Annotated in this window: 27 protein-coding genes and 1 pseudogene; 7 read left to right on the top strand and 21 right to left on the bottom strand. The window is 63.5% G+C overall.

All coding sequences use genetic code 11. The features are described 5' to 3' along the window. Nucleotides 1-115: 115 nt before the first annotated feature. Nucleotides 116-850 carry an SDR family oxidoreductase gene (locus GGI60_RS13685; RefSeq protein ID WP_183916557.1) on the bottom strand — a complete coding sequence of 245 codons (735 nt, stop codon included), beginning with the start codon at nucleotides 848-850 and terminating at the stop codon, nucleotides 116-118. Between the two features lie 302 nt (nucleotides 851-1152). Here GGI60_RS13685 and GGI60_RS13680 point away from each other — a divergent pair, with 302 nt between their 5' ends. The 4 genes and pseudogenes from GGI60_RS13680 to GGI60_RS13670 all read left to right on the top strand — a co-directional run bounded on the left by GGI60_RS13680 (nucleotide 1153) and on the right by GGI60_RS13670 (nucleotide 3997). Next, nucleotides 1153-1938 (top strand): IclR family transcriptional regulator, encoded by a 786-nt coding sequence (locus GGI60_RS13680; RefSeq protein WP_183916555.1) that lies wholly within the window; start codon nucleotides 1153-1155, stop codon nucleotides 1936-1938. Nucleotides 1939-2009: 71 nt separating this feature from the next. Further along, complete coding sequence (locus GGI60_RS13675) at nucleotides 2010-2846, top strand: amidohydrolase family protein (RefSeq protein WP_183916553.1); 837 nt, start codon at nucleotides 2010-2012, stop codon at nucleotides 2844-2846. A 197-nt stretch (nucleotides 2847-3043) separates the two neighbouring features. Further along, nucleotides 3044-3243, top strand: a pseudogene (locus GGI60_RS32765) (hypothetical protein); the annotation flags it as partial. A gap of 349 nt (nucleotides 3244-3592) precedes the next feature. After that, nucleotides 3593-3997, top strand: coding sequence for a helix-turn-helix domain-containing protein (locus GGI60_RS13670; protein WP_004668301.1), 405 nt, complete (start codon nucleotides 3593-3595; stop codon nucleotides 3995-3997). Nucleotides 3998-4038: 41 nt separating this feature from the next. Here GGI60_RS13670 and GGI60_RS13665 read toward each other — a convergent pair whose 3' ends face one another. The 13 genes from GGI60_RS13665 to GGI60_RS13605 all read right to left on the bottom strand — a co-directional run bounded on the left by GGI60_RS13665 (nucleotide 4039) and on the right by GGI60_RS13605 (nucleotide 16934). Then, entirely contained in the window at nucleotides 4039-4305 is a 267-nt protein-coding gene (locus GGI60_RS13665) for a hypothetical protein (RefSeq protein WP_004668299.1), read from the bottom strand. 65 nt (nucleotides 4306-4370) lie between these two features. Next, nucleotides 4371-5114: a TfuA-like protein gene (locus GGI60_RS13660; RefSeq protein ID WP_183916551.1), complete on the bottom strand. Its 744-nt coding sequence runs from the start codon at nucleotides 5112-5114 to the stop codon at nucleotides 4371-4373. Then, nucleotides 5111-6376, bottom strand: a complete 1266-nt coding sequence (locus GGI60_RS13655; protein WP_183916549.1) for a YcaO-like family protein — start codon at nucleotides 6374-6376, stop codon at nucleotides 5111-5113. Before GGI60_RS13655 ends, GGI60_RS13660 begins: the two co-directional genes overlap by 4 nt. 13 nt (nucleotides 6377-6389) lie before the next feature. Continuing rightward, entirely contained in the window at nucleotides 6390-6533 is a 144-nt protein-coding gene (locus tag GGI60_RS13650; protein ID WP_183916547.1) for a hypothetical protein, read from the bottom strand. 105 nt (nucleotides 6534-6638) lie between these two features. Beyond that, nucleotides 6639-8591: a BTAD domain-containing putative transcriptional regulator gene (locus GGI60_RS13645; protein ID WP_183934462.1), complete on the bottom strand. Its 1953-nt coding sequence runs from the start codon at nucleotides 8589-8591 to the stop codon at nucleotides 6639-6641. Nucleotides 8592-8857: 266 nt separating this feature from the next. Further along, nucleotides 8858-9778, bottom strand: a complete 921-nt coding sequence (gene nadC, locus GGI60_RS13640; protein ID WP_183916542.1) for a carboxylating nicotinate-nucleotide diphosphorylase — start codon at nucleotides 9776-9778, stop codon at nucleotides 8858-8860. Further along, nucleotides 9756-11297: an L-aspartate oxidase gene (locus GGI60_RS13635; protein WP_183916540.1), complete on the bottom strand. Its 1542-nt coding sequence runs from the start codon at nucleotides 11295-11297 to the stop codon at nucleotides 9756-9758. The genes nadC and GGI60_RS13635 overlap by 23 nt, the downstream gene beginning before the upstream one ends. Further along, the gene (gene nadA, locus GGI60_RS13630) at nucleotides 11294-12265 is read right to left on the bottom strand and encodes a quinolinate synthase NadA (RefSeq protein ID WP_183916538.1); all 972 of its coding nucleotides are present in this window, start codon (nucleotides 12263-12265) and stop codon (nucleotides 11294-11296) included. The genes GGI60_RS13635 and nadA overlap by 4 nt, the downstream gene beginning before the upstream one ends. Nucleotides 12266-12334: 69 nt before the next feature. After that, the gene (locus GGI60_RS13625; protein ID WP_183916536.1) at nucleotides 12335-13231 is read right to left on the bottom strand and encodes an NUDIX hydrolase; all 897 of its coding nucleotides are present in this window, start codon (nucleotides 13229-13231) and stop codon (nucleotides 12335-12337) included. Between the two features lie 203 nt (nucleotides 13232-13434). Continuing rightward, nucleotides 13435-14247, bottom strand: a complete 813-nt coding sequence (locus GGI60_RS13620) for a 3-methyl-2-oxobutanoate hydroxymethyltransferase (RefSeq protein WP_183916534.1) — start codon at nucleotides 14245-14247, stop codon at nucleotides 13435-13437. Between the two features lie 27 nt (nucleotides 14248-14274). Continuing rightward, nucleotides 14275-15498, bottom strand: a complete 1224-nt coding sequence (locus GGI60_RS13615; RefSeq protein ID WP_183916532.1) for an FAD-dependent oxidoreductase — start codon at nucleotides 15496-15498, stop codon at nucleotides 14275-14277. Between the two features lie 10 nt (nucleotides 15499-15508). Then, a complete protein-coding gene (locus GGI60_RS13610; RefSeq protein ID WP_183916530.1) occupies nucleotides 15509-15823 on the bottom strand; it encodes a MocE family 2Fe-2S type ferredoxin in 315 nt (104 codons plus the stop codon). Between the two features lie 22 nt (nucleotides 15824-15845). Beyond that, a complete protein-coding gene (locus GGI60_RS13605; protein ID WP_183916528.1) occupies nucleotides 15846-16934 on the bottom strand; it encodes a fatty acid desaturase family protein in 1089 nt (362 codons plus the stop codon). A 131-nt stretch (nucleotides 16935-17065) separates the two neighbouring features. Here GGI60_RS13605 and GGI60_RS13600 point away from each other — a divergent pair, with 131 nt between their 5' ends. Further along, nucleotides 17066-18094 (top strand): LacI family DNA-binding transcriptional regulator, encoded by a 1029-nt coding sequence (locus GGI60_RS13600; protein ID WP_183916526.1) that lies wholly within the window; start codon nucleotides 17066-17068, stop codon nucleotides 18092-18094. Between the two features lie 160 nt (nucleotides 18095-18254). Beyond that, nucleotides 18255-19067: a TIM barrel protein gene (locus tag GGI60_RS13595; RefSeq protein WP_183916524.1), complete on the top strand. Its 813-nt coding sequence runs from the start codon at nucleotides 18255-18257 to the stop codon at nucleotides 19065-19067. Between the two features lie 86 nt (nucleotides 19068-19153). Here GGI60_RS13595 and cobM read toward each other — a convergent pair whose 3' ends face one another. Both cobM and cbiE read right to left on the bottom strand, forming a co-directional pair. Further along, on the bottom strand, nucleotides 19154-19912 hold the full coding sequence (cobM, locus tag GGI60_RS13590) for a precorrin-4 C(11)-methyltransferase (RefSeq protein WP_183916522.1): 759 nt from the start codon (nucleotides 19910-19912) through the stop codon (nucleotides 19154-19156). Nucleotides 19913-19916: 4 nt separating this feature from the next. Next, a complete protein-coding gene (gene cbiE / locus GGI60_RS13585) occupies nucleotides 19917-21155 on the bottom strand; it encodes a precorrin-6y C5,15-methyltransferase (decarboxylating) subunit CbiE (protein WP_183916520.1) in 1239 nt (412 codons plus the stop codon). Here cbiE and GGI60_RS13580 point away from each other — a divergent pair. After that, nucleotides 21154-21924 carry a cobalt-precorrin-6A reductase gene (locus GGI60_RS13580; protein ID WP_183916518.1) on the top strand — a complete coding sequence of 257 codons (771 nt, stop codon included), beginning with the start codon at nucleotides 21154-21156 and terminating at the stop codon, nucleotides 21922-21924. The genes cbiE and GGI60_RS13580 overlap by 2 nt on opposite strands. On the opposite strand, the gene GGI60_RS13575 is transcribed toward GGI60_RS13580, so the two are convergent. The 5 genes from GGI60_RS13575 to cobF all read right to left on the bottom strand — a co-directional run bounded on the left by GGI60_RS13575 (nucleotide 21888) and on the right by cobF (nucleotide 26230). After that, entirely contained in the window at nucleotides 21888-22652 is a 765-nt protein-coding gene (locus GGI60_RS13575) for a precorrin-3B C(17)-methyltransferase (RefSeq protein WP_183916517.1), read from the bottom strand. The two genes, GGI60_RS13580 and GGI60_RS13575, sit on opposite strands and share 37 nt — an antisense overlap. Next, nucleotides 22649-23380 carry a precorrin-2 C(20)-methyltransferase gene (locus GGI60_RS13570; protein ID WP_183916515.1) on the bottom strand — a complete coding sequence of 244 codons (732 nt, stop codon included), beginning with the start codon at nucleotides 23378-23380 and terminating at the stop codon, nucleotides 22649-22651. The genes GGI60_RS13575 and GGI60_RS13570 overlap by 4 nt, the downstream gene beginning before the upstream one ends. Further along, nucleotides 23377-24009, bottom strand: a complete 633-nt coding sequence (locus GGI60_RS13565) for a precorrin-8X methylmutase (RefSeq protein WP_183916513.1) — start codon at nucleotides 24007-24009, stop codon at nucleotides 23377-23379. Before GGI60_RS13565 ends, GGI60_RS13570 begins: the two co-directional genes overlap by 4 nt. A 2-nt stretch (nucleotides 24010-24011) precedes the next feature. Next, on the bottom strand, nucleotides 24012-25394 hold the full coding sequence (gene cobG, locus GGI60_RS13560; RefSeq protein WP_183916511.1) for a precorrin-3B synthase: 1383 nt from the start codon (nucleotides 25392-25394) through the stop codon (nucleotides 24012-24014). Nucleotides 25395-25465: 71 nt separating this feature from the next. Then, on the bottom strand, nucleotides 25466-26230 hold the full coding sequence (gene cobF, locus GGI60_RS13555) for a precorrin-6A synthase (deacetylating) (RefSeq protein WP_183916509.1): 765 nt from the start codon (nucleotides 26228-26230) through the stop codon (nucleotides 25466-25468). Between the last annotated feature and the right edge of the window lie 8 nt (nucleotides 26231-26238).

The following is a 26238-nucleotide window of genomic DNA, read 5'->3' as shown; positions in this document are numbered from 1 at the left end:
CTCATCGGCTGAAGCGCGTTGCGATCTTTCCGATTCGCTCCTCGCGCTTTAGGTCTTTGTTTTATCCATGCCGTCATCGAAAACCGCTGCACAGTTTTGCGCGACATGCGCCGGGTCAGATCGTCCAGCCGCCGTCGATGGCGATCGCCTGCCCCGAAGTATAGGTAGCGCCGGCGAGATAGACGGCGAGATCTGCGATCTCCTCCGGCGAACCGAGCCTGCCCATCGGCTGGCGGGCAATGAAGGCGGCGCGGGCCGCATCGTAGTCGCCGCCGGCACGCATGCGGTCCTGCAGCGATGGGCTTTCCACCGTGCCGGGGCAGATGGCGTTGCAGCGGATGCCTTTGGCGACATAATCGGCGGCGACGGATTTGGTCAGGCCTATGACGGCGGCCTTGGTGACGCCATAGGCGAAGCGGTTCGGCACGCCCTTGATGCTAGAAGCCACCGAGGCCATGTTGATGATCGCCCCGTCCTTGCGCTCCAGCATGCCGGGCAGCACGGCCCGGATGGTGCGGATCATCGCCTTGACGTTGAGATCGAGGGCAAATTCGAAATCGGAATCCTTCATCTCCAGGATCGAGCCCGCATGGACGAAGCCGGCGCAGTTGAACAGCACGTCGACCGCGCCGATCTCGGCGACGAGGGCCTTGACCGCATCCTCCTCGAGCACGTTCAGCTTGTGGGTCGAAACGCCGGTTTCCGCAGCCAGCGTCGCCAGCGCCTCGGTGTTGATGTCGGTGGCGTGGACCTTGGCGCCGATCGCGGCAAAGGCTGCCGCCGTCGCCCGGCCAATGCCCTGGCCGGCGGCGGTGATGAGAACGGTCTTGCCGGAAAGTCTGTTTGTCATGTCACGGGCCTTTTCTGGAATTGTCTGCGCGGGCGGTGCGTACGGTCATATCTTGGCGAAGGCCGGGCTGAGATGGAATAGCTTGTCTATCAGTGCCTGCCATTTTCCTTCCTTGCGGATTGCGGCCCGCCTGCGGCAAAGCACGATGCCGGCTTCCCTGTCGTTCCCGCCGATCCGCTGTCTTCAACAATGATTTGTCTGTTTATAGACAAACAGACGATTGGCCAAGGGTCAAGCGCGAAGTTTTGCTTTTCCGGCTGCGGTTCTGCGTATATGCAGAAATATATTCACAGGAGGATGAAATGGAGCCCGACGAGTCAGACCGCTACCGCGCTCCTGCCCTCGACAAGGGCCTCGACATCCTGGAACTGCTTGCCGGCGTCGACAGCGGCCTCACCCAGGCGGAAATCGCCAAGCGGCTCGACCGTAGCCCCAACGAATTCTATCGCATGCTCGACCGGCTGGTCCGTCGCGGCTACGTCACGCGGCTGGACGGCGATCGTTATTCGCTGACGCTGAAGCTCTTCGGACTTGCCCAACTGCATGCGCCGGTGCGCCGGCTCGCCTCCTACGCCACGCCGCTGATGCGCGATCTCGCCCAGCGCGCGCGTCAGGCCAATCACCTGGCCGTCTTCGATCGCGGCGCCGCCGTTGTCATCGCCCAGCAGGAGGCCCCGGATTATTGGGGATTCTCGATCCGCATCGGCGCCCATATCAGTCTCTTCAACACCGGTTCGGGGCATGTGCTGCTTGCCTTCCGCAGTGATGAGGAGCGGGAGATGATGATATCGGAACATGTGCGCAATCGCGCCGATATCGAACTCGGCGCCGAGTTCTATGATCGCCTCGATCAGATCCGCGAGCGCGGCTATGAGATGATGGCGAGCGCACAGACCTCGGGCGTCTACAATCTGTCGGCGCCGGTGCTCGGGCCCGATCGGCGCTGCATTGCTGCCCTCACCTGTCCATTCATCGCGCTCGTCAATGCGCCGTCGGCGCCCGACATCACTCAGACGATCATGCTGCTGCAGAAGACCGCCGCCGAGCTCTCACAGCTTGCCGGCGCCGACGTCAGCATCCCGGCCTGAACTGTCGAATTTCTATTTGAACAATCCATTCACCAGGGATAGCTTGCCGCAAGCCAGCCTTGGAGGAACCCGTGTTCATCGACACCCATCTGCATGTTATCGATCGGTCGGCGCTGCCTTATCCCTGGCTCTCCGGCGTGCCGGCGCTCGACCAGGATTTTCTCTACGAGACCTATGCAGCCGAAGCGCGCCGCTGCGGCATCACCACGGCGCTGCATATGGAAGTCGATGTCGATCCGGCCGCCATGCAGGCCGAGACCGACCACATCGCAGCTATCGCCCAAAAGCCCGGCAGCCTGATTGCCGGCGCCATCGTCTCCTGCCGGCCGGAAGATCAGGGCTTTGCCGCTTATCTCGAGCGGCAGAAGGCCGATCCCTTCGTCAAAGGATTTCGTCGCGTGCTGCATGTCGTGGCCGACGACGTCTCGGAAGGTACGCTGTTTCGCGAAAACATCAGGCGCGTTGGCGGCAGCGGCCTGACCTTCGACCTCTGCACATTGCCGCATCAGGCAGGACGCGTCGCCGCCCTCGTCGACCTTGCGCCGGATGTGCAGTTCGTGCTCGACCATTGCGGCGTGCCCGATATCCGCTCGGACGCCTTCCAGCCGTGGAAGGCCGGCATATCAGAGATCGCCCGGCGGCCGAACGTCATCTGCAAGGTTTCGGGCGTTGTCGCCTATGCCGATGCCGAGACGTGGACGGCGCAGACGCTGCGGCCCTATATCGAACATGTCATCGCAAGTTTCGGCTGGGACCGTGTCGTCTGGGGCAGCGACTGGCCGGTCTGCACGCTCGGTGGCGGCCTTTCCACTTGGGTCGCTGCGACCCATGCCGCGCTCTCCGGCAGCAGCGAGGCGGAACGTTCGAAGCTGCTCTTCGCCAATGCCCAACGGATCTGGTCACTCTGACGCGGCTTCTGCCGGGATCAAGGGGGCGGCATTATCCTGCCCGTGGTGGCCGCGGGGGCATAGTCTATCAAAGCGGCATGGTTGGCTTCCAGCGAGCCGGCGTGCAGAACAGGCCATGATGGCACATCGCGGCGTTGCCATGCGCCAAGGCATAGGCTGGATCGAGTTCGGCGGCGCGTTCGAGCAGCCGCCAACAAAAGCCGGCACGCGTGCGGATGACCGTTTCTCCACCTGGGCACGAACAATATTTGGAGGAACATGCCAAGCTCGCTGGATCCGGCTCCTCCGGACCCCATGGCGCTTGCCGACCCTTGGAAGCCGCTACGACACGGATCAGATATCCGCTCCGACGACAAGGGCACAGCTCGACCGAAACTTTGCGCTTGCGACGGCATAACTGCCAAATCGCAATCGATTTAACGATAATTAATTCAAAATATTGCAGCCTCTTTTGCGCAGCTTCTCAGGCGCGGGGCGTGGTAATCCCGGATCATCCCGGCGGTTGGCATTAAGGGTAGGCTGCCCTCTCTCCCGTAGCGACGCCACGTCCCAAAATCAGGTGACGTGTCGTCCAAAAGTACTACTTTGGCATGCTTTTTGCTCCTGCTAATATGAAGCGTGGTAATGTTTCGGTTTGGGACGACTTACAGCGGAGCAATTGCTAGCTTTATGTAACTCAGGTAAAAGTTGTCAGACACGGATATGGCGAATAACCTCATCTCCGTGTCCTCAGGAGGGAAAACAGAATGAAAGAAGAACCGCATGCAGTGGATGTTCATGTCGGGAAGACCATCCGCATACAGCGTCTGCTGCGGAAAGTTTCGCAGACGGAATTGGGCGATCGCGTCGGCGTGACATTCCAGCAAATCCAAAAATACGAAAAAGGCTCCAACCGCGTTTCCGCCAGCATGCTGGTCGAAATCGCCGGCGCGCTGAAGGTCGACGTCAGGACGTTCTTCGACGACCTGTCCACTCCTGATACGGCCAACGACAACCCCGCTCCCAGCGAGGAATTCGTTATTTCGCGCGAGGGCGTCCTTCTCAACGCCGCGTTCTTCTCGATCAAGAACGAAGCGCTTCGCAAGAAGATCCTGAAGCTCGTCCAGGCAATCGCCCACACCGAACAGATGGACGGTGAAGCGGCCGAATAGGCCGGATCTCCTTCACGCGTTCCGAACGGACTGCATGAAGGTCAATGGCGATCGATCAGGATCAGATTCTCGCTGGCGTCCTTCATTGCGATCTTGGCCTTGCTGCCGAGCAGTTTCTCGAGGTTGACGTCTAGCTCCCTGTCCGGATCTATGCCGTCCCAATCGATGACGACCTGCAGCAGCGCCATGTTCGTCAGGTGCATCAGATTACGCAGCTGAAGCTTTTCAGCCTCCTCCTTGGCCGCCGACAGCAGCCGGAAGATCCTTGCGTATTCACTGCCTGTACCTTCGTTATGCTGTTCAAACATTGTCCCGCCCCTTTGGCCGTGGAGGCCTCAGATTCCATCACCACTGCATCTTTTCGCCATGACCGTTATACAAGCGTTACAGGCGTCACATTGCGCGTGACTTCGGCGTGCAAAAGCTCCCAGTGGGAGGTCGCGGCAAAGTGCCAGTCACGGTTGATGGGCACGAATTCGTCGCGGCGCAGCCATTCCAGCACCAGCCGCGCGTCGTCCCGCTTGCGTTCGACCCGGTTCTTGCGCAGGGCGGCGAGCAGATGGTCGCGGCGCGGCTTGCGGAAATGGCATTCGTCCACCACCCTCGCATAGGTGCGCTCGGAGAAATGCAGGAAGCGGCCGGAGAGCAGCAGTTTCTTGCGCTCGCCCGACGAAATCTCTCCGCCGACATGAAGCGCGTTGATCGTCGGTTCGAAATCGACCCAAGGCACCGAAAGCGGCAGCCAGCCGAGCGCCTGCGGCGCATGCACCAGCGCTACGGCCTCATCGTCAAGCAGCCGCCCGGACAGGTAATCTTCGAAGATCGAGCCGAGCCCGACCATGCCGAAAGGAGCGCATTCGGCGGCCCGCAATGCGCCCATGCTGGCGCCGCCGGCAACGGCGACATCCTGTTCGAGCGCGTAGAGAATCTCCTTGTGCCAGACCGACGGCAGATCGCCGAAATAGCCGTCGACAAGGCCGATCGCGGTGGCCCCATCCTCCACCGCTTTGAGAATGTCGCCGCAGACGGCAGGAGGCCGGAAATCGATGCAGGGAGACATGTTTCTTGCTGCGGCAAGACCGCCACCAAGGCTCGGACCGACGAACAGAACCTTCATGATTGGGCTCCCCTCATGGTGTTGACGGCGCGCAGGCCGAGTTGGATGTACTGACCTGAAATATCGACCTCCAGGCCCGGCACGATTACCCTGACAACGGAGACCGGCAGAGCCTGATAATGCGGAAACGGCACGACGACGATCTGCTCGATGCCGGTTGCCGTCAGCCGGTCGGCAATATGGCCGATGGTCTCCTGGATGGTTGCGGGACGGCGATGGCGGGGCTGGAAGGAGCGCATTCGGCTATCGCCCTCCCAGAGTTCGACCACCTGCTGCATCGCCGCACTCTTGTCGAGCCGCTGATAGATGCGCGGCGAGAAATCGTCGCGGCTGCCGGCGATCGCCGTCAGCCGGCTCTGCGCCGCCTCGGTGATGGCACGCAGCGCGGCACGCACTGGGTCGGGGTGGCAGCCGCAGCCGCCGCAGACATGGGCCCAGCGCGCATCGACGCGGTCGGACAGATTGCCCGGCATGATGACGGCTAAAAAGGCCGGGATACCGATATCCGTGGTCATGTCGAGCAGCAGCAGACGCATGCCGGCGCGCGAAATCCGGTCGGTCATGACATCGATAACCGCATCGCCGAAGGAGGCGGGATCGATGCGGCTCTCCTTGAGGCGCTGCGGCGATTTCAGCTGGGTCAGGGCCCAGGCGTCGCGTTCCACCAGCTCGCAAAGCCCATGCAGGACCGCTTCGGACGGCGTGTTGCCCGAGGCGAGCCCGTCGCTCGACTGCTCGAAGCCCGACGGCCGCTCGCCGCGATGGTCGAGGCCGACGAGCCACCAGGGGACGACGACGCTGCTGCCGGAGAGGATGTCGAGGCCCGAGCACCAGGGGATAGGGCCGCCGCCGATGTCATCGGGCGCGCAACGCGCAACATTGTCGAGATCGATCATGGCGGCGCCTTCCGCCCGCATGCTCTCGACGGTCGCCTGTGTCAGGTCGGCTGGCGCAATTTCCGCGATCCGAGTCTCGATCGCCTCCATGGCGGCTGATGCCATAGCGGCATCATTGTCGATACCTTTGCCCTGGAAGACCGAAAGCGTATGGCTGTTCGGTCTCGTCGCGAAGGCGACGGGGATGTTCAGCACATCGAGGGCGGTCAACAGGCCGACGCGAGTGATGCCGAATTCGCGCAGATGCGGCCTGATGGCGGCCAATGTCTGCGCGGGCGTGACCGCTCGGTCATGATAGTCGCTGATGCCGGCCGATGATCGTTCGAGGTCACCGGCTAGCGTTTCAAGGTCGGCGAAGGCGGACATACCGATCTTGTTCCTATCGGAACCTCAGCGCATGCGTCAGACTCTCAAGCGCGTTGGCGGAAACATTCAGCTGGTCCTGCTTCAGGGCTGCTTTGGCGGCTGTGGAAAAGCGCAGGGACTGTGTCTGACCTGCGTTGGTTTCAGCGTTCGTCTGCATGTTCATCTCCTATTGGCTGGACAGCGCGTTGCTGCCGTTAACCATCGGAGAGAAACATTGTCCGCGTCATTTAAGCGTTACAGGCTTCGTTAAAAGGCCGTGCAATTAAGGAAGACCGGCTAATTGTAGGCCTTTTATCAACGGTTCCGTAAAGGCGGGATCGCGATCGGGGACGAAATGACGAATATCTTCGCTGCGGAAATCGGGGAAGTTTTCCAGCACCACGCGTGCGTAGTTTCCCGCCTTACCCCTATCGCCTGCCATGGCATGGGAGGCGGCGAGCAGGCGAGCGGTCGCCTGTTTGGCCTTTACCGGCTCCAGCGCTTTGATTGCCTTTTCGTATTCTTCGCGCATGAAGTGGATGCCGCCGAGGTTCCAGTAATAGTAGTCCGGCGGCAGCGGGTTGAGCCTGAATGCGGCGCGGCTGAGCTCCAGTGAGCGATCGAAATCGCCGTCATGGGAAAGGGCATCGGCATAATCCGCGAGGATGTCGGCATCGTTGGGGTTGAGATCCTGAGCCTGCTGGAAATATTCCAGGCTTTCGTCGAAACGGCGGCGGTACAGCGCCACGAAGCCGAGTTCGCGGTAGGCCCGGCCGCTGTTCGGGTCGGATTGCTGGGCGAGCCGCGCGGCCCCATTCGCCTCGTCGAGCAGGTCAGTGTCCTGCATGCCGCGGATCAGCCATTCCATGCCGAGCGCGCGCGACACGCCGGCATGAGCGGCCGAGAAATTCTCGTAGCGATTGAGCGATGATTTGAACCATTTGCGCGCCTGACGCAGATGCTGCAGGTCGGTCTGGGCGATCAGCCGCTTGCCTTCCAGATAGAGACGGTAGGCGGATGGCGGCGCATCGCCGATCGGCATCACCAGTTCGTGGCGCTCGATCGTGTCGGCGAGCGATGAAACAATCCGCCGTGTCAGATGCGCGAAGGATTCGCTGATCTTCTGCATGACCAGCGGCAGTTCCAGCGCCCAGATCACCTCCGACGTCGTCGTTCGCGTCAGCCGGCAGGTCGCATAAACATCCTCGTCGCGGCCCTGGATGGTGACGTAGACCGCATAGTCGAAGCTGAGGTCGAGGGGGCCGGGGACGGCGCGCGCCGGATCGACCGAGCGGCTGAGGATCTCGAGGCTCGTATGGGCTGCGATCACCTTGAAGCCGCGCTGCTGGCTGAGGCCGATGGTGACGTCTTCGAGAAGGGCCCGGCCGACGCGCTCCATCAGCGGATCGGTAAAAATACTTTCAGGCGGCAGGATGATGATCCGCGGCTGGCCGAGCGGGTCGGCGAAGCCGCCGAGCGCGGAAGACGGGCGCTCGCCCGCGGCCTGTGCTGCCGGGACCAGGCCGAGTTCGCGTGCAAGCGCGCTGGTGCTTTCCTCCGGCTCGGTATCGAAGTCGTCCTTCAGCTGGCTCTTGCACTTCAGATAGGCCTGACGGGCCGCGGCCGGATCGTTCATCCTGACATAGAGGCGCATCAGGGCGCGATAGGCCGTCTCGCTGGCGGGGTCGAGTTCCAGCAGCCGCCGGGCAAAGGCGACCTGCTCTTCCTCCGATCTGTCTTCGCCAGCTTCGACCAGCCGGGTGAGATGGGCGGCGCGCAATTCGTCAATACGCTGGCGTTCGAAGGTCAGCCAGTCCTCGGCCCCCTGCGTCGGCGATTTGGCGCCTTCGAGCAGTTCGCCATTCAGGATGTCGCCGTCTTCAGCGGCGAGCGGCCCTTTCTGCTTCAGCAAATGAACGTCGACTTCCCAGCCATCGGCAAGCCCGATATGGGTTCGGGTTGTCGCCAGTAGCGGCGGAAGGCCGGCGGGAATGCTCTGCTCGATGCGCGCCAGGAGTTGGCGCAGGCTGCCTGCGCGCTTTTCCGGCAATTCCGATTGCCAGAGCTGGCGTCTGACGGTTTCGCGGTCGAGCTCGAGATCGGCTTCGGCGGCGAGCATGGCGAGGAGAAAATAAGACTTCTCCGGCAAGGGGAGTTCCCTCCCCGCTGCCAGCAGTCGCGGCCTCCCGAGCAGGCAAAGCCTGTTCGTCGACATCTGTCCGGATGTCCGTTGCATCCCGCTTCTCACCCCTGAAAGCCAGGCGCGCATGCGCACCCGCCGGTCAACCGTATGTTAGAGCTATACGATGTTAGAGCTATATGCGGTCCGCGCATAGCGGCTTTGCTATCGAAAAGCGGATTTTTCGTCGAATATTTGCATTTTTTCCCGTTCGCCGACAGGAAATGCTTGCTAACACTTTCCAGGCGATACGAGTTGCCTTCCATTGTTTCAGCCGGGCGAGGCTCGATGGCCGGCAATTTCAGCAGGCAGAGTTGAGGATCTCACAGCATCTGCGCAACCCGTTTCGGGCTTGTTTCCGTCGCAGCCGCCTCGATGAAATCGAGCCCGATATCCAGCACCGGCGCACTGTGCGTCAGCCAGCCGACGGAAATAAGGTCGACACCGGAGGCTGCGATTGCGGGGGCTGTTGCCGGCGTCACCCGGCCGGATGCCTCGGTGATCGCCCGACCGGCGACGATGGCGACGGCCTCGCGCAGCTGATCCGGCGTCATATTGTCGAGCAGGACGGCATCGACGCCTGTTTCCATCGCTTCATGCAGCTGATCGAGCCTGTCCACTTCGACCTCGACCTTCACGAGATGGCCGACGCCGGCCCGGGCCCGGCGGATCGCCTCGGCAACGCCGCCGGCGATCGCCACGTGATTGTCCTTGATCAGCACCGCGTCATAAAGGGCGAAACGGTGGTTCATGCCGCCGCCGGCCCGCACCGCATATTTCTCCAGCGCCCTCAGCCCCGGCGTCGTCTTGCGCGTGCAGGCAACAGAAGCTTTGCTGCCGCTGATGGCGGCGGCAATCTCGGCCGTCACGGTGGCGATGCCGGAGAGATGGCCGAGGAAATTCAGCGCTGTTCGCTCGGCGGTGAGCAGGCCGCGCGACGAACCTTCTATGGTGGCGATTACGTCGCCTGGTTTGACCGCGTCGCCATCCTCGACATGGCGTCGCAGGACGATCTCGGGATCGACAAGCGTGAAAGCGAGTTCGGCCGCGTCGAGACCGGCGATCACGCCCGGCTGACGGGCGGCCATCACCACTGTCGAGCGGTGATCCTTGGGGATGACAGATGCCGAAGTGATGTCGCCGGCGAGGCCGAGATCTTCGAGCAAGGCCGCCCGCACCAGCGGCTCGACGATCAGGCGAGGAAGGGGAACGAGGCTCATCTCAGGCACTCCTGGCAAGGGCATAGGGCGGTGTTGCGCGGGCGATCTCCAACGCCTGGGAAAGGCGCATCCGGCGACGCTGCGCATCGGCGAGCTTCAGCGGAAAATCGGTACGGGCATGGGCGCCGCGCGATTCCATCCGCAGGCCGGCGAAGACGGCGATCAACAGCGCAACGATGGCCGGATCGGCGGCAGGGCCGTCACTTTCGGCAAGCGGCAGCAGAGCGGCGGTCGCGTCCTGCACGGCATCCCGATTGCGCAGCACGCCGAGATGGCGCGAGACGATCGGCCGGACAAGCGATGCGTCGGGCGAAACCGGCAGCCTTTCGGATTGGAAAGGACTGCCGGTGCGTGCCGCCATGCCCGCTATGTCGCGCGCCGCCCGCATGCCCATCACCGCCGCTTCCAGCAGTGAATTGCTGGCCAGTCGATTTGCGCCGTGCAGGCCGGTCGAGGCTACTTCCCCGGCAACCCAGAGGCCGGGAACCGAGCTGCGGCCGTTGGCATCGGTCGCGACCCCGCCCATGTGGTAGTGAACGGCCGGGCGCACCGGAATGAGGTCTTTCGCCGGGTCGATTCCGGCTTCGCCGCAAAGGGCTGCGATAACAGGGAATCGTGCGGCAAACCGGCTGCCGAGCGCGTCGCGAGCGTCGAGGAAGACCCTGCCGCCGCGGGCGATCTCGGCGCTAATGGCGCGCGCCACCACATCGCGCGGCGCAAGCTCGGCGCCGGGGATGCGGGCCATGAACCGTTCGCCGCGTTCGTTGACGAGGAGGGCCCCCTCGCCGCGCACCGCCTCGCTGACCAGCGCTAAGGGCCTGCGGCGTGAATCGAGTGCCGTCGGATGGAACTGGACGAATTCCATGTCGGCGAGATCGGCACCTGCCCGTGCCGCGAGCGCGATCCCCTGGCCGAAATTGCCGAGCGGATTGGTGGTCGCATCATAAAGACCGCCGATGCCGCCGGTGGCGAGGACCACCTTTCCGGTCGGCAGGATGGCGGCTCCACCCTCGGTTGCGCAGAGCAGGCCGGCGACCTCGTCGCCGTCCATCAGAATCCGCCGCGCTTCGAAGCCTTCGAGCACGGATATGGTGGGCGTCTGCGCCACGGCCCGCACCAGGGCGGCGATGATTGCCGCACCCGATCCGTCGCCTTCGGCATGGACGATGCGGCGGCGTTTATGGGCCGCCTCCAGTCCGAGCGAGAACTCTCCCGCCGCATTGCGGTCGAAGCGCACGCCGGCCTGTTCCAGCGCTGCAATTGCCGACGGCGCCCCGGCAATGATGCCGGCCGCGACGGGCCGATCGCAGAGCCCGTCGCCGGCCGCAAGCGTATCGGCCAGGTGCAGCGCCGCGCTGTCGTCGGCGCCGATGGCGGCGGCGATGCCGCCTTGCGCCCAGGCGCTCGAGGTCTGTGTGCCGAGGGCAGCGCGCGTAACGATGACGGAGGGTTCCGGCGCCAACGTCAGTGCGGTCATCAGCCCAGCCAGGCCGCTGCCGACGATGACGGTGCGCCCGGCAAGATGATCGAGACGTTCGCTCATATCGCCAGCATCCTTTCGACGGCGCGCCGCGCCGCTGCCGCGATTGCCGGATCGACCGTCACTTCATGGCGGTTTTCCTCAAGCGCCGCGCGGATATTGGCGAGCGTGATCCGCTTCATATGCGGGCAGAGATTGCAGGGACGAATGAACTCGACGTCCGGATGGTGCACGGCGACGTTGTCGCTCATCGAGCATTCTGTCAGCAGCACCACGCGCGCCGGCTTCTGCCTGCCGACATAATCGGACATCACGGCCGTGGAGCCGGCGAAATCGGCCTCGGCCACGACGTCGGGCGGGCATTCCGGATGGGCGAGCACTGTCACGCCGGGATGGTTTTCGCGCAGCTGCCTCACATCGTCGGCGGTGAAAAGTTCATGCACCTCGCAATGGCCGTGCCAGGCGATGATCTCGACAGCGGTCTCGCGGGCGACATTGCGCGCCAGATATTCGTCCGGGATCATCAGCACCTTCGGCACGCCGAGTGATTCCACCACCTGTTTGGCATTGCCCGAGGTGCAGCAGATATCGGAAGCGGCCTTCACCGCGGCCGAAGTGTTGACATAGGTGACGACGGGCACGCCGGGATGGGCCTGGCGCAACAGCGCGATATCCTCCGGTGTGATCGAATCCGCCAGCGAGCAGCCGGCGCCGAGATCCGGAATCAGCACGGTTTTCTCAGGGTTCAACAGTTTGGCGGTCTCGGCCATGAAGTGCACGCCGGCGAGCACGATCACGTCGGCATCGACCTCGATCGCCTTGCGGGCGAGCGCCAGGCTGTCGCCGACGATATCGGCCACGCCGTGAAAGATCTCCGGCGTCTGGTAATTATGCGCGAGGATGACGGCGTTGCGGCGACGCTTGAGTTCCAGAATGGCGTCGACGTCATTTTCGAACATCATCCATTCGGCTTTGGGAATGACGCGGCTGACGCGCTCATAGAGTGAGAATGCGGAAACAGGGTGATTCATGGCCGGCTCCTAATTATGCTCTATTTGAGCATATCTTGGGCAAAGAGATATTCTCGTTCTGAGCATATGTCAATTGCGGGAGAGCGGTAATTTCGTTCCGGCGAGCGCCCGTTCCTCGAGCACGGTGTGGCGGAAGCGGAAAAGCTTGGCCGGGCGGCCGCCGGTTTCGCTCTCCGTGCCGCCGGTCTCCTCGACCAGCTCCTGCTGTTCAATCAGGCGGCGAAAATTCTGCTTGTGCAACGTCAGCCCGGCGAGTGCCTCGATGGTGCGCTGCAGCCGCAGGAGCGTGAAACTCTCCGGCATCAGCTCGAAGACCACGGGGCGGTATTTGATCTTGGCGCGCAGCCTGGCGATCCCGGTCGCGAGAATGCGGCGGTGATCGGCAAACATCGCCCGGCCGAGATTGGCTTCACCAGCACATCCGGCTTCGGCCACGAGCCCGGCTTCATAGAGCAGTTCGTAGCGTTGCAGCGCCAGATCCTCGTTCCAGCCGCCGCCATCGAGGCCGAAGGTGAAATCGGCGCGGCGACGGCGGTGATCACGCCGGGCCGGATCGGCATCCGCCCAGCCCCTGAGGCGCGCTACGATCTCGTCGAGCACAGCCGGCCGGCCGTGGCGATGGTCTTCCCATGGGAAATAGTCGTACCAGCCGTGCCAGCCCGGCCGGCCGGCGCCTGCCTGCTCGTTGACGAGGCCGAGATAGCTGATCGAGATCGTCCGGCCGCCGGGAATATCGTTGTTCCGGTCGCGGTCGGCGAAGGTATAGAGCTGCTCGAGATAGCCGACCGGGTGTTCCGTCTGCTCCTGGACCCATTCGCGCAAGCCCGATTGCAGGGTGCGATGGCCCATTTCGAAGGGGCCGGACGGCAGCGCATTGCCGGAACGGATCGTCATCACACGCGGCTCATCCCCCGTCACCGCGACGAGCACCGCAATCAATTCCGCATGCGCAAAGCCGATCGTCACAGGGGATCGAATACTCCGTTCCGAATGGGCATTCCTGACACAGGCGGGGACGGAAGCCAATGGAGAGGAAGCTACTTCGCGGGCCTTCCACATCTCTCTGGTCTCCCGTGAAGATGCCTTTTGCGTGCGCTCAAGGCGTTCGTCGCGGGCGCTCCTGCGAATGCGCGTAAGCGAAGGCAAAGAATAGCCGCCATCGGCCTCAGCTATTCCCCCGTCTCGACAGCCAGCCGATCCAGGAAAGCCTTTAATTCGCTTTCATCAATACCGACGAGATGGCGCTTCTCCGGATAGGCTCCGGACCTGACGTCATCGGCGAATTCGGTGAAGGCGGCGATGCGTTCGCGCTGCAGCCGGTCATGTTCGGCGGCGAAGTTGCGGTAGACCTTGGCATGGCGCGGATAGTGGTCGCGATTGGCGCCAAGCACGTCGTCAGCGAAGAGATATTGGGCGTCGCAGCCACTGCCCGCCCCCATCGAGATCATCAGCATCGAGGTATTGCTGCTGATGGCGGCAGCGACGTCTCCCGGCACGACTTCGATTTCGGCGGCGAAGGCGCCGGCCTCTTCAAGCGCCTTGGTTTGCCGCCAGATTTCGGCCGCGCTTGCCGCCGTCTTGCCGACGGCGCGGAAGCCGCCGGTCCAGGTCGCCTTCGACGGGATCAGGCCGAGATGGCCGCAAACGGGAATGCCCTCATCGCGCAGGCGCCGGACGATCTGCAGGCTGGCGGCGCAATAGACGGCATCGCCGCCGGCCTTCAGCGCCGCAAAGGCGGCGCGCAGATAGTCTTCGGCCGAAACATGATCGCCATATTCGAGCCCCGGAATGGCAAAGGGCGTGGGAGCGATCTCGCGAAAGACCGGACCGAGCAGCGATGGCGGCACCGAAACGATGTCGATCCCCGCTTTTTCGGCGGCTTCCGCCTCTTCCAGCGAGGTGACTCGCAGCATGGTCAGCTGACGCTTGCCTTTTTCCGAAAGCAGATCGGCGACGGTTGCACGCTTATGTTTTTTCATCATCAATTCCTTTGAAAATGTCGGACCGGCTCAGGCGGCCAGAAGGGATTTCAGCTTGACGTCGGCGGCTGTCAGCGCCGACGGGTCTGGCTGGGCGCGTGCGGCGATCAGCATTTCCGCAAGCCTGATGTCGCGCGCTACCGCATTGCCCGGGCCGATGCCGCTGGCGGCGATCAACCGTCCATCGGCGCCGAGGTGGAAGAGAATGAAGGCGTCTGGCCCGAGGTCGCGGCGCAGATGCAGGACCGCCCCTTCGGCAAGGCCAGCAATCTGCAGCGTCATGTCGTATTGATCCGACCAGAACCACGGCACCGATGAAACGGCTTCGTCGCGGCCGAGCATGTTGGCCGCGGCCAATGTGCCCTGCTCCTGGGCATTACGCCAGGATTCGAGCCGCACCCGCCGGTCGCCATAGATCGGCAGCGGGAAGGAGCAGCAGTCGCCGGCCGCAAAAACGTCAGGCGCCGAGGTCCGGAGGTAGCTGTCGACGGCAATGCCGTTTTCGATCGTCAGCCCCGCCCTTTGCGCGATCTCGACATTCGGCCGCGCGCCGATGCCGACGAGAGCAAGATCGGCTTCGATCACCTCGCCGCTCGACAATCGGATGCGGGCTTTCCCGCCTTCCGCCGTCAGCGCTTCGATGGAGACGCCGCAGCGAATATCGACGCCTTCGGCGTGGTGGCGCTCGGTGAGCAGATGAGCGATCTCCTCCGGCACGCCGCGCTTCAGGACCCGTTCCAGCCCCTCGATGACGGTGACCTTCGCGGCGAGGAGGCGCGCCGTCGCCGCAAGCTCCAGGCCGATGAAGCCGCCGCCGATGATGGCGATATGCCGTCCTGCTTTCATGGCCTCGCGCAGCGCCGCCGCATCGTCATGGGTCCGAAGCGCGCGGATATGTGGACTGCCCTGCGGGGCGCCGGGGAACGATCGTGCGGCTGCGCCCGTCGCCAGCAGCAGCTTGTCGTAGCGAAGCGCAGTGCCATTGGAAAACGTGACGGTCTTGGAGGCGGGATCGAAGTCCGTGGCTTCCAGACCGGTCAGGAGCCGGATGCGGTTTTCGGCGTATTTTTCCGCAGCAACGATGAATTTCGGATCGCTCGCATCGGAACCCGCCTTCGAAAGCGGCGGCCGCTCATAGGGGTGGAGGGGTTCGGCTCCGACAAGCGTTATTTCGCCGTCAAAACCCTTTTCCCGCAAGGCGAAAGCGGCGCGGGCACCGCATTCGCCCGCACCCAGGATGACGAAATGAGCCACGTCCGCCTCCTTATAGGGCGATGAAGACGGTGTCGCCTTCGACCTTGACCGGATAGGTCTTCAGATTGACGCAGACCGGGGCGCCCTTGGCTTCGCCGGTCTTGTAGTTGAAGCGGCCGTTATGTTTCGGACATTCGATGATCTCATCCATGACAAGCCCGTTGGCGAGATGGATATGTTCATGCGTGCAGAGCCCGTCGGTCGCGAAGAACGCGTCGTCGGGGCTGCGGTAGACCGCGAAGGTGCGCCCGCCATGATCGAAGCGGATGACATCCTCTTCGTCTATCTCGTCCTTGCCGCAGACTTCGATCCAGTTTCCGCTCATCTTTAACCTCCGTCGATTGTCATTATTGCGCCGCCGGGGCGAGTTCGCTGTGGAATTCCTCGCGGTAGGGCCGCGCGGTGGCCGGCAGTTCCCGCTTCAGGAAATAATCCTCGTTGCGCAGCTGCCGCAGGAAAGCCGGAATCATCTCACGGTAGCCCGACCAGATCGATCGGTTCGGCGCCGGCAGGTCGTGCTTGATCATCGCGTGCAGCTTCGGCAGCGCGTGATAGGGCACCATCGGGAACATGTGATGTTCGACGTGGTAATTCATGTTCCAGTAGATGAAACGGCTGATGGGGTTCATATAGACGGTGCGGCTGTTCAGCCGGTGATCAATGACGTTGTCGGCAAGCCCACCATGCTGCAGGAGCCCGGTCAGCACATGATGCCAGCCGCCGTAGAGACGCGGCAGGCCGATCAGCATCAGCGGCAGGATCGAGCCCGTGGCGACTGCAACGGCGACGGTCGCAAGATAGATCGCCAGCCAGATGCGGGCGATGCGGATCGCTTTGGGCTGTTCCATTTCGGGAATGAAGGTTTTCTCGGCCGCGCTGATGATACCGAAGGCGTTGCGCAGCATGTCGATCATCGCATGCCAGACGTCGAGGATGCCGAAGAAATTGAGAATCAGCCGGAGGAGGTCCGGTGGCCGCATCACAGCGATTTCCGGATCGCGGCCGACGATGACGGTATCGGTGTGATGGCGCGCATGGCTCCAGCGCCAGGTCACCGGATTGCGCATGATCATGAAGCAGGCGATCTGGTAGACGACGTCGTTCATCCAGCGAGTCTTGAAAGCGGTGCCGTGACCGCATTCGTGCCAGCGGCTGTCGGAGGCCGAGCCGTAGAGCACGCCATAGGCGAGGAAGAAGGGCACGGCGATCCACGAACCCCAGAAATAGATGCCGAGCCTGGCAAGAACGGCCATGCTGCCGAGCCAGATGACCGTGTCACGGATCGCCGGCGCATCCGAGCGCTGCATCAGCGCCTTCATCTCCTTGCGCGGAATATCGGTGTGGTACCATTGCGCTGCCGCCAGCCCCGTCTCGACGGCGGTGCGGCCGCTTTCGCCGAGCAGGTCGTAGTCGCGTTTCTTTGCCTGGGTCGCCATTATCTGCCTCCCGTTGCCCTTGCCGATCAGAATAGGTTGACTTTGGCGGGCCCTCAATGCAGGCTTGATACAATCTATCAAAAGCCATCATAATTGGCTTGCATCCGTGATTGCATCTATCAGGAACGTTCATGCGCCGTCCCACCATCTCCGATCTCGCCCGCGCCTCGGGCGTCAGTGTTGCCACCGTCGACCGGGTTCTCAACGGCCGCCACCGCGTGCGGGAGGAAACGGCGCGGCGGGTTTATGACGCGGCCCAGGCGATCGGCTACCATGCCGTCGGCCTCATCCGGCAGCGTGTCTTCGAGGATCTGCCGCAATACAGGCTGGCCTTCCTGCTGCAGAAGCCGATGCAGCCCTTCTATCAGGCCTTCGCTCGCGAAATCGAGGCAGCGGCGCGCAACGTGACCACCGCCCGCCTGCAGATCCAGATCGATTATCCCTCAGCGGCCACCCCGGCCGCCATCATCGAGAAGATCAAAGGCTTTGCCGCCCGGAACCAGGCGGTTGCCGTCGTCGGGCCGGACTATCCCGCGGTGACGACGGCGGTCGAGGAGTTGAAGGAGCGGGGCATCCCGGTGTTCTCGGTGCTCTCCGATCTCGCCACGGGCGTGCGCGACGCCTATGTCGGCGTCAACAACCGCAAGGTCGGGCGAACCGCTGCTTGGACGATCGCCCGCACGGCGCACAAACCCGGCAAGGTTGCCTGTTTCGTCGGCAGTCACCGCTTTCACGGCCATGAACTCAGGGAGATTGGCTTCCGTTCCTATTTTCGCGAGAATGCGCCGGAATTCGACGTCGTCGACACGCTGATCAATCTCGAAACCGCAGAAATCACCCACGAGGCGACGCTGACGCTTCTGCAGAAGCATTCCGACCTCGTCGGCCTCTATGTCTGCGGCGGCGGCATGGAGGGGGCGATCTCGGCATTCCGCGAAGAGGGCGTCGGCGGCCGGGTCGCGCTGGTGGTCAACGAACTGACGCCGGACAGCAAGGCCGGTCTCGCCGACGATATCGTCACGATGGTGATCGCGACCCCCCTGCCCGCCCTTTGCAAGGAGCTGGTGTCACTGATGCTCGGCGCCATCGAGCGCGGCGAGGCCGCCATTCCCGGCCAGTCCTTCCTGCCATTCGACATCTACATTTCAGAAAACATCTGAGGAGTGATGGAATTCCATCATCGCCCTCGAAATTCTTTCAGCAATGAAAGCGGGAGCAGGCGATAGCGTATGGATTGCCGCACGGATTCCGATAGAGATTCGCTCGCCCATTCACAGGATTTCTCCGCCGCGATGCGGAGACGAGGAGGATATATCCGTCATGACTTCCATCCGCTTTGCGCTCAACCATATGGCCGCGCCGTCGCTTGCCATCGATGATTTCTTCGCGCTGGCAAAGTCGCTCGGCATCGGAGAGGTTGAGATCCGCAACGACCTTTCCGGCAACGCCATTCTCGACGGCACCAAACCCGAGGCGATCAAGCAAGCCGCCGAGAGCCACGGGCTGACGATCATCTCGATCAATGCGCTGCAGCGCTTCAACGAATGGAATGCAGCCCGGGTTGCCGAAGCGCAGGAACTGATCGACTATGCTAGCGCCTGCGGCGCCAAGGCGCTCGTCCTCGTTCCGAAGAACGACGGCACCGGCTGCGCCGATGGCGAACGGCAGGTCAATCTGCGCCAGTCCCTGACGGCGTTGAAGCCGATGCTTGATGAAGCCGGCATCATCGGCCTCGTCGAGCCCCTCGGTTTCGAGATCTGCTCGCTGCGCTCGAAGACCGAGGCGGCCGAGGCGATCAAGGAACTCGACGCGCAATCGACCTTCAAGCTTGTCCACGACACCTTCCACCATCACCTTGCCGGCGAAGCGGCGACCTTCCCGGAGCTTGCCGGGCTCGTCCACATTTCCGGCGTCAGCGACCCCTCTGTGTCGGTTGCCGATATGCGCGATTCCCACCGCGTCCTCGTCGATGGCAACGACCGGCTCGACAATGCCGGGCAGATCAAGGCGCTGCTGCAGGCGGGCTACAAGGGTCCGTTCTCCTTCGAGCCCTTCGCAGCCGAAGTTCATGCCGTCAAGGACCCTGCTGCAGCGCTACGCGCCAGCATGGATTATCTCACCGCACGGGTTTAAGACTGCAAAGACCTGCGGCGCTGTCATGAAGCGTCGCCACGATTGTCGATGTGGTCGGCCGCTGGCGAGCGGCCGACCGCATCACTCTATTCGCGGCCCCTGAACCGGCGCTGATAGGCGGGGTCGTAGAGCGAGCTCTCGCGAAAATCCTCTGCCGCAAGCGATGGGCCGACGAAGATGATCGCCGTGCGTTCGATCGGCTCGGCCGCAACCTTTGCCGCAATATCGCGGAGTGTTCCCCGCAGCACGCGCTCGTCCGGCCAGGAGGCCTTGACCACGATCGCGACCGGGCAGTCGGCGCCGTAGAGCGGCGTCAATTCCGCCACCACCTGCTTCAGCGCATGGATTGCCAGATGGATCGCCAGCGTGGCGCCGGTGGCGCCGAATTTCGCCAGCGTCTCGTCATTCGGCATCGGCGAGGCGCGGCCGGAAACGCGGGTGAGCACCAGGCTCTGGGCCACGGTCGGGATCGTCAGTTCGCGGCCGAGCACTGAGGCAGCGGCGGCAAAGGCCGGAACACCCGGCGTCATCGTATAGGCGATGCCGTGTTTTTGCAGCCGGCGCACCTGCTCGGCCACCGCACTCCAGACCGAGAGATCACCGGAATGCAGCCTCGCGACATCCTGCCCGGCAGTCGCAGCGGCGAGATATTCCGCCTCAATCTCGTCGAGTGACATCGGCGCGGTATCGACGATACGCGCGCCCGGCGGGCAATATTGCAGCAGGTCTGGAGAGACGATCGAACCGGCATAGAGACAGACCGGGCACCGGGCGATGAGATCGCGGCCACGCACCGTGATCAGATCCGCAGCCCCTGGCCCCGCGCCGATGAAATGCACCGTCATTCCGTCATCCTTTCGTCCAGCGCCACTGCGTCACCGGCATGGCCGGCCGCCAGCCGCTCATGCCGCCTAAGGCGCCGGCGCGCGCTATTTCGATGCGCGTGAGCGAGCCGCCGCGCTTTGCATGTTCGCAGAGCAGCACGGCTTCCATCTCCAGCGTCACGGCATTGGCGACGAGCCGCCCTCCCCGCTTCAGCGCCGCAATCGCGGCATCGATGACGCCAGCCTCGCTGCCGCCGCCGCCGCCGCCGAGGAAGATCGCATCCGGTTTCGGCAGGCCCACAAGCGCGCCGGGTGCTGCGCCTTCGACGACGGCGAGATGCGGCACGCCGAAAGCGGATGCGTTGCGGGCGATCCGCGCCGCCCGCTCCGGCGATTGCTCGATGGCAATCGTCTTCAGCGACGGATCGGCAAGCATCCATTCGATGCCGATCGATCCCGAACCCGCGCCGATATCCCAGAGCAGTTGACCGTGCCGCGGCGCGAGCGCCGACAGCGTCATTGCCCGGATTTCGCGTTTGGTGATTTGTCCGTCATGCTCGAACAGTTCGTCCTCGAGCCCGGCGACGAAAGGCAGAATGCGCGCCCCCTCCCCTGCCGTGACAGCGAGGGCGCAGACATTGAGGGGATCGATGTCCGCAAGATCGAAATCCGCCGCGATCGCGCTTCTGCGCCGTTCCCGCGAGCCGCCCAGCGCCTCGAGAACGGTAAGCTGTGACTGACCGAAACCATCGGCGGTAAGCAGGTTTGCCAGCGCGCGAGGCCCGTTCTCGTCCGACGTCAGCACGATGATCCGCCGCCCAGGGTGCAGATGCGGCCGGATCAAGTCGATCGGCCGACCGTGCAGCGAAATCGTCGCGATGTCCTGCAGCGACCAGCCAAGCCGCGAGGCGGCAAGGCTGAAGGCCGACGGCGCCGGTATGGTGCGCATCTCTTCCACCGCCAAATGGCGGGAGAGCGTTGCGCCGACGCCATGGAGAAACGGATCGCCTGAGGCGAGCACGACGACCGGCGTGCCGCGCCTTGTAAGGATGGCCTCGATCGAGCGCGCGAATGGGCTCTGCCAGGAAAACCTCTCACCTGATATCAGCTGCGCCGCAAGCGCATGATGCCGTGCGCCGCCAAAGACGGCCGGTGCGCTGGCGATCAGCCTTTTCGCCTCCTCGCCCAGCCCTTCTGGACCATCTTCCCCGATGCCGATAATAGTGAGCCAGGGCTGATTGCCAGGAGGAGAGAGATCAGACATGGGACGGCCTCGCATTCTGATCCTCGGCGGCACGAGTGAGGCGCGCCTGCTCGCCGAAGCGCTCGCGGCGCGTGACGATTGCAATATCCTTCTGTCGCTGGCCGGTCGTACCGAAAAACCGGCTGCGCAGCCGGTTCCGGTTCGCATCGGTGGCTTCGGCGGCGCTGCGGCGCTGGCCGATTTCCTGAACGGGGGCGGATATGATCTGCTGATCGACGCCACGCATCCCTTCGCCGAGCGCATCTCCGCCAATGCCGCTCATGCTGCCGAGGCCACCGGCATAACCGCGATCGCTCTGCGTCGTCCTGAATGGGAGCGCCTGCCGGGCGACAATTGGCGGGAAGTGCGGAGCATTCCGGCAGCCATTGAGGCGCTTGGCCCCTCCCCCCGCCATGTTTTCCTGGCAACGGGCCGGCAGGGTGCGCATTATGCCGAAGCGGCAGCGCAGCATCGCTATCTCGTTCGCAGCGTCGACCCCGTCGAGCCGCCGCTTACGCTCGTGAATGTCGATTATATCCTCGATCGTGGTCCGTTCACGCTGGAAGGCGAATTGGCTCTGCTGAGACAGCACCATATCGATGTCATCATTGCCAAGAACAGCGGCGGCGGCGCCACCTATGCGAAGATCGAGGCAGCCCGCCTGCTCGGCATCGAGGTGATGATGGTCACGCGTGTGCAAGCGTCCATGGTCAAGACGGTCGAAACTGTCGAGGCGGCGCTGGCGGCGGTCGATCACCTCTTCCCCTCCGCCATGAAACGCGGGGTGTAGACGAGATCCGGCTTGCCGGGCCGCGTGACGATCCGCGTTTCGGCCGAGCCGATGATGATGCAGGTCGCCATATCGGCCATCGAGGCATCAGCCTGGGACAGCGGCTGTACGGCGATACGTTCGTCCGGCCGCCCGGCCGCGCGCCCGAAAATAACCGGTGTCGTTGCCGGCAGATGCTCGCGCAACAGCTTGAAGGCCTCGCCGAGCTGCCAGGGCCGGGCCCGGCTGATCGGATTATAAAGGGCGATGACCAAGCCGGCCCTTGCCCCCAATTCGAGGCGGTTTTCTATTATATTCCAAGGCTTTAGATTGTCGGACAGCGAGATGGCGCAGAAATCGTGGCCGAGCGGTGCCCCGGCTCTTGCCGCCACCGCCAGCATCGCCGTGATGCCGGGCAGGATGGTGAGATCGACCGCGCGCCAGGTTGCTGGCCCATTCTCGATCGCCTCGCAGACAGCGGCAGCCATGGCGAAGACACCGGGGTCGCCGCCGGAGACGACGCAGACCTTGGCGCCCCCCGCTGCCATCGAAAGGGCCGCCCCTGCCCTGTCGAGCTCTTCCCGATTGTCCGAGGCATGGCGCAGTTGGTCGTCGCGGAGCTGCAGCCTGTCGAGATAAGGGCCATAACCGAAGAAATCCGTTGCCGCATCGACGGCGGCCAGCGCTTCCGGCGTCATCTGTTCGGGATTGCCGGGGCCGGTGCCGATCACGAAAAGCGCGCCGCTCATCGGCTGCCCTCCCAACCCGGCACCAGGACGAGCGAAAAATACGGCGCATCGCCATCTGCCCTGTCGGCAAGCTTTGCCATGGCCGCGTTCGCCATGGTGCCGCGTTCGACATAGACGGCTTCACCGAGTCGTCCGGCAGTTTCCAGCGCCCGGCGGATTTTCGGCAGATTGCGGCCGACCTTCATGATGACGGCGGCCTGCGTATCGGCCAGGCGGCGCGTCAGCTCGGCCTCGGCCATCGTACCGGGCAGTACGGAAAGCACATCATCTCCCTGGACGATCGGCATGCCGGCCAATGACCAGCAGCCCGACATGGCGCTGATGCCGGGGATCACTTCCGTCGGGTAGCGCTGGGAAAGTCTGACATGCAGGTGCATGTAGGAGCCGTAGAAGAGCGGATCGCCTTCGCTGAGCACGGCGACGGTTTGCCCGGCATCGAGATGTCCGGCGATTGCCTCGGCCGACTGGTCATAGAACAGGGTGATCAGGCTACGGTAACGCTCGTCGTTCTTGTCGATTTCGGTGGTGACGGGATAATAGAGCGGCAGCAGCGTCACGCCGGAGTTCAACAGCGGCTCGACGATCGCCTTGCCGTTGCCGCCCCTGCCCTCTTTGGCGAAGTAAGCAATGACGTCGGCATCTTTGATGGCGCGGACGGCTTTAAGGGTCAGGAGCTCCGGGTCGCCGGGACCCGTGCCGACGCCGATCAGGCGGCCTTGCCTTGTCATAGGCCCGGCCTCGCCAGCGCATTGATGGCGGCCGCCGTCATGGCGCTGCCGCCGAGCCGGCCGCGCACGATGGCAAAGGGGACGCCATAGGAATTTTCCGCCAGCGCATCCTTCGATTCCGCCGCGCCGACAAAACCAACGGGCATGCCGAGGATGGCAGCGGGTTTCGGGGCGCCATCGCGCAAGAGTTCGAGCAGGTGGAACAGCGCCGTCGGCGCATTGCCGATCGCGACGATGCTTCCGCCGAGCCGGTCGACCCACAGATGCATGGCGGCCGCCGAGCGCGTGTTGCCGGTCTTAACCGCAAGCTCCGGCGTGGCGGGATCGCGCAACGTGCAGATCACCTCGTTCATCGCCGGTAGCCGTGCCCTGGTAACGCCCTGAGCGACCATTTCCGCGTCGCAGAAGATCGGCGCCCCACCTTTCAGCGCTTCGCGCGCCGCGCTGACGACATCGGCGGAAAAGACAAAATCGTCCGCCGCTTCGACCAGTCCGCAGGCATGGATCATGCGCACGGCGATCTCGGCCTGATCTTCGGTGAAGCGCGAAAGATCGGCCTCGGCGCGGATGATCGCAAAGGAGCGCTCGTAGATTGCGTCGCCGCTGCGGATATAATCGTAGTCTGGCATTCCTATTCCTGTCGCAGCGTCTTCGAAAGGCCGGTTGCGCCAAGCCGTGTAAGGCAGGCGGCGGTCGATTCGCCAGCGCCTCTGTTATCTTCGATGGAGCGGGCGAGCCTCTCTATAGCGAAATCGATCCGTCCGCCAGCGATCCGTTCATCCGGCTGATCCATTGCCAACCCGTTGAAGATGAGATCGTAACCTTCAGCCGTCCCGGTCAGGGTCAGCGCTTGGCGCGCATGTGCGCAGCCTTTGGCACAGCCGGAGAGATGCAGCGTCAGCGACCCGTCGAACAGGTCGGGTGCGGCAGCCAGGATGCGGCGGGCCAGCGTTCGTGTCTCGTAGAAGGCGGAGCCGCAGGCGCCGGCGCCGGCGCAGGCGGCGATATGCTCGGCTTTCTCGCCGGGTTGCGCGCTGAAGCCATATTGGGCGGCCGCGGCCTCGATCGCCGGCACTTTCTCTGCAGACAGGCCAAGGAAGAAGAAACCGCGACCCGGCGCCAGCCGGATGGCCGTTGCGCCGGAGGCCTTGGCGAGATCGAGCAGCGCGGTCAGGTCGGACGCTCTCGTCTGCCCGAACTCCGGCCGCACGCCGAGTACGGCTTTGCCGTCCGCCAGCCTATGCAGGCCCGGTAGCGGCATCCTTGCCGAGCACGACTGAGTGGATCGGATAGCGGCCGTGGCGGGAAAATGTGTTCGCAGAAGCACCGGATCGATATCCCGTGCCCGACTGCCCTGCCCGCGCATTGCCAGCAGAACCAGGATTTCGCCAACGGCCGAGACGGCTGCCTCCGCAGGGCCGACCGCGACCGGCGTTGCGGTCGCACCATCGCCGTTGATGGCGACAAGCCAATGCGCTTGGGATAGTGCGACGACACGAATATCGGCGGAAAGCGCCGACAAGCCGAAGACCCCACCGCCGTCGATGACGATCGACAGTTTCGGCGCAAGCCGCGGCGAGGCGAGTAGTTCCTGAAGCTTGCCGCGCAGGGCCAGTTCCATTGCGGCCGGATCGCTAGCCTGCTCCGGGTCGATGCCATGCAGCGGCGAGATCTCGATCGCCGGCCCGGCAGGCACGGTGATCTCGGCGGCATCGATATCGGAAGCGAGCTGTCCGACCGTCTCGGCCCGCAGCCCGCGGATCTGCAGATTGCCGCGCGCGGTGATCTCGAGAATACCATTTCCATGCGCCGCAGATGAGTGAGCAAGAGCGGAGAATTGCGAGAGCGTCAACGCGCCGCCGGCCGGCCGCAGCCGCACGAGCAGGCCATCACCCGTCGGCATCGGCGCGGCAAGGGCGGGGCAGGCGCCGCGCGCGCGCCTCTTCGCCGCCGCGCGATCACGGCCGTCCGTCGCGTCTCTTCTGTCGATCGCCTTGGCGGTCTCTATGCCCATTCTTAATCCTCTGTCCGTGTCTTACATGATCGCGGCAGACGCGGCAAAACATGATGGAAACGGTCGGCCGGCTATTCCTCGAAATCCCGTCCCTTGCGCAGGAGATAGATGTCCATGATCCAGCCATGCCGTTGCCGGGCCTCGCTCCTGAGTGTCAGGATATCGGCCGCGACATCGCCGAGCCTTCCTGATCGAACGATCTCGTCCTCGGTACCGAGATAGGCGCCCCAGAAAATCTCGGCATCTGGGTCGTCAATCTTGGCAAAAGCCTGTTCGCCGTCGAGCATGACGACCGTCGTCGACACGTGGAGCCCCTCCCGCGCCAGTCGACGTCCGGTGGTAATTTCGATCGGCTTGCCGACGAGATTGATCGGGATTTTATGGCTGGCCGCCAGGGCCTGGATGCTGGTGATGCCGGGAACGACACTGTAATCGAAATCCAGGTGGGCTTGCTGCCGCACCCGTTCGATGATGCGGATCGTGCTGTCGTAGAGACTGGGATCGCCCCAGACCAGAAAGGCGCCGCTGCCATCCTCGGGCAAGCCGGCGATCAATTCTGCATAGATATGGGCGATCTCGCCATGCCAGGCGTCGACGCTTTGCGCGTAACTTCTGTCGGCCGTCTGTCGCTGTGGTACTGCGAATTCTGAGATCCGGATCCCCGGCCGTGTGATATATCGCTCGCAGATCTCGCGGCGGACCTCGGCAAGCTCTTCCTTGGCCGCGCCCTTGAGCGGCAGGAAGATCACGTCGGCGGCGTTCATCGCATTGATTGCCTGTATGGTGACGTGCTCCGGGTTGCCCGTGCCGATGCCGATGATATGGATGTGCTTCACGCCGATAC

This window comes from Rhizobium lentis (assembly GCF_014200175.1).
GTDB lineage: Bacteria > Pseudomonadota > Alphaproteobacteria > Rhizobiales > Rhizobiaceae > Rhizobium > Rhizobium mulingense.
The sequence above is the reverse complement of the archived record's forward strand: the minus strand, read 5'-3'. Positions and strand labels throughout refer to the sequence as shown.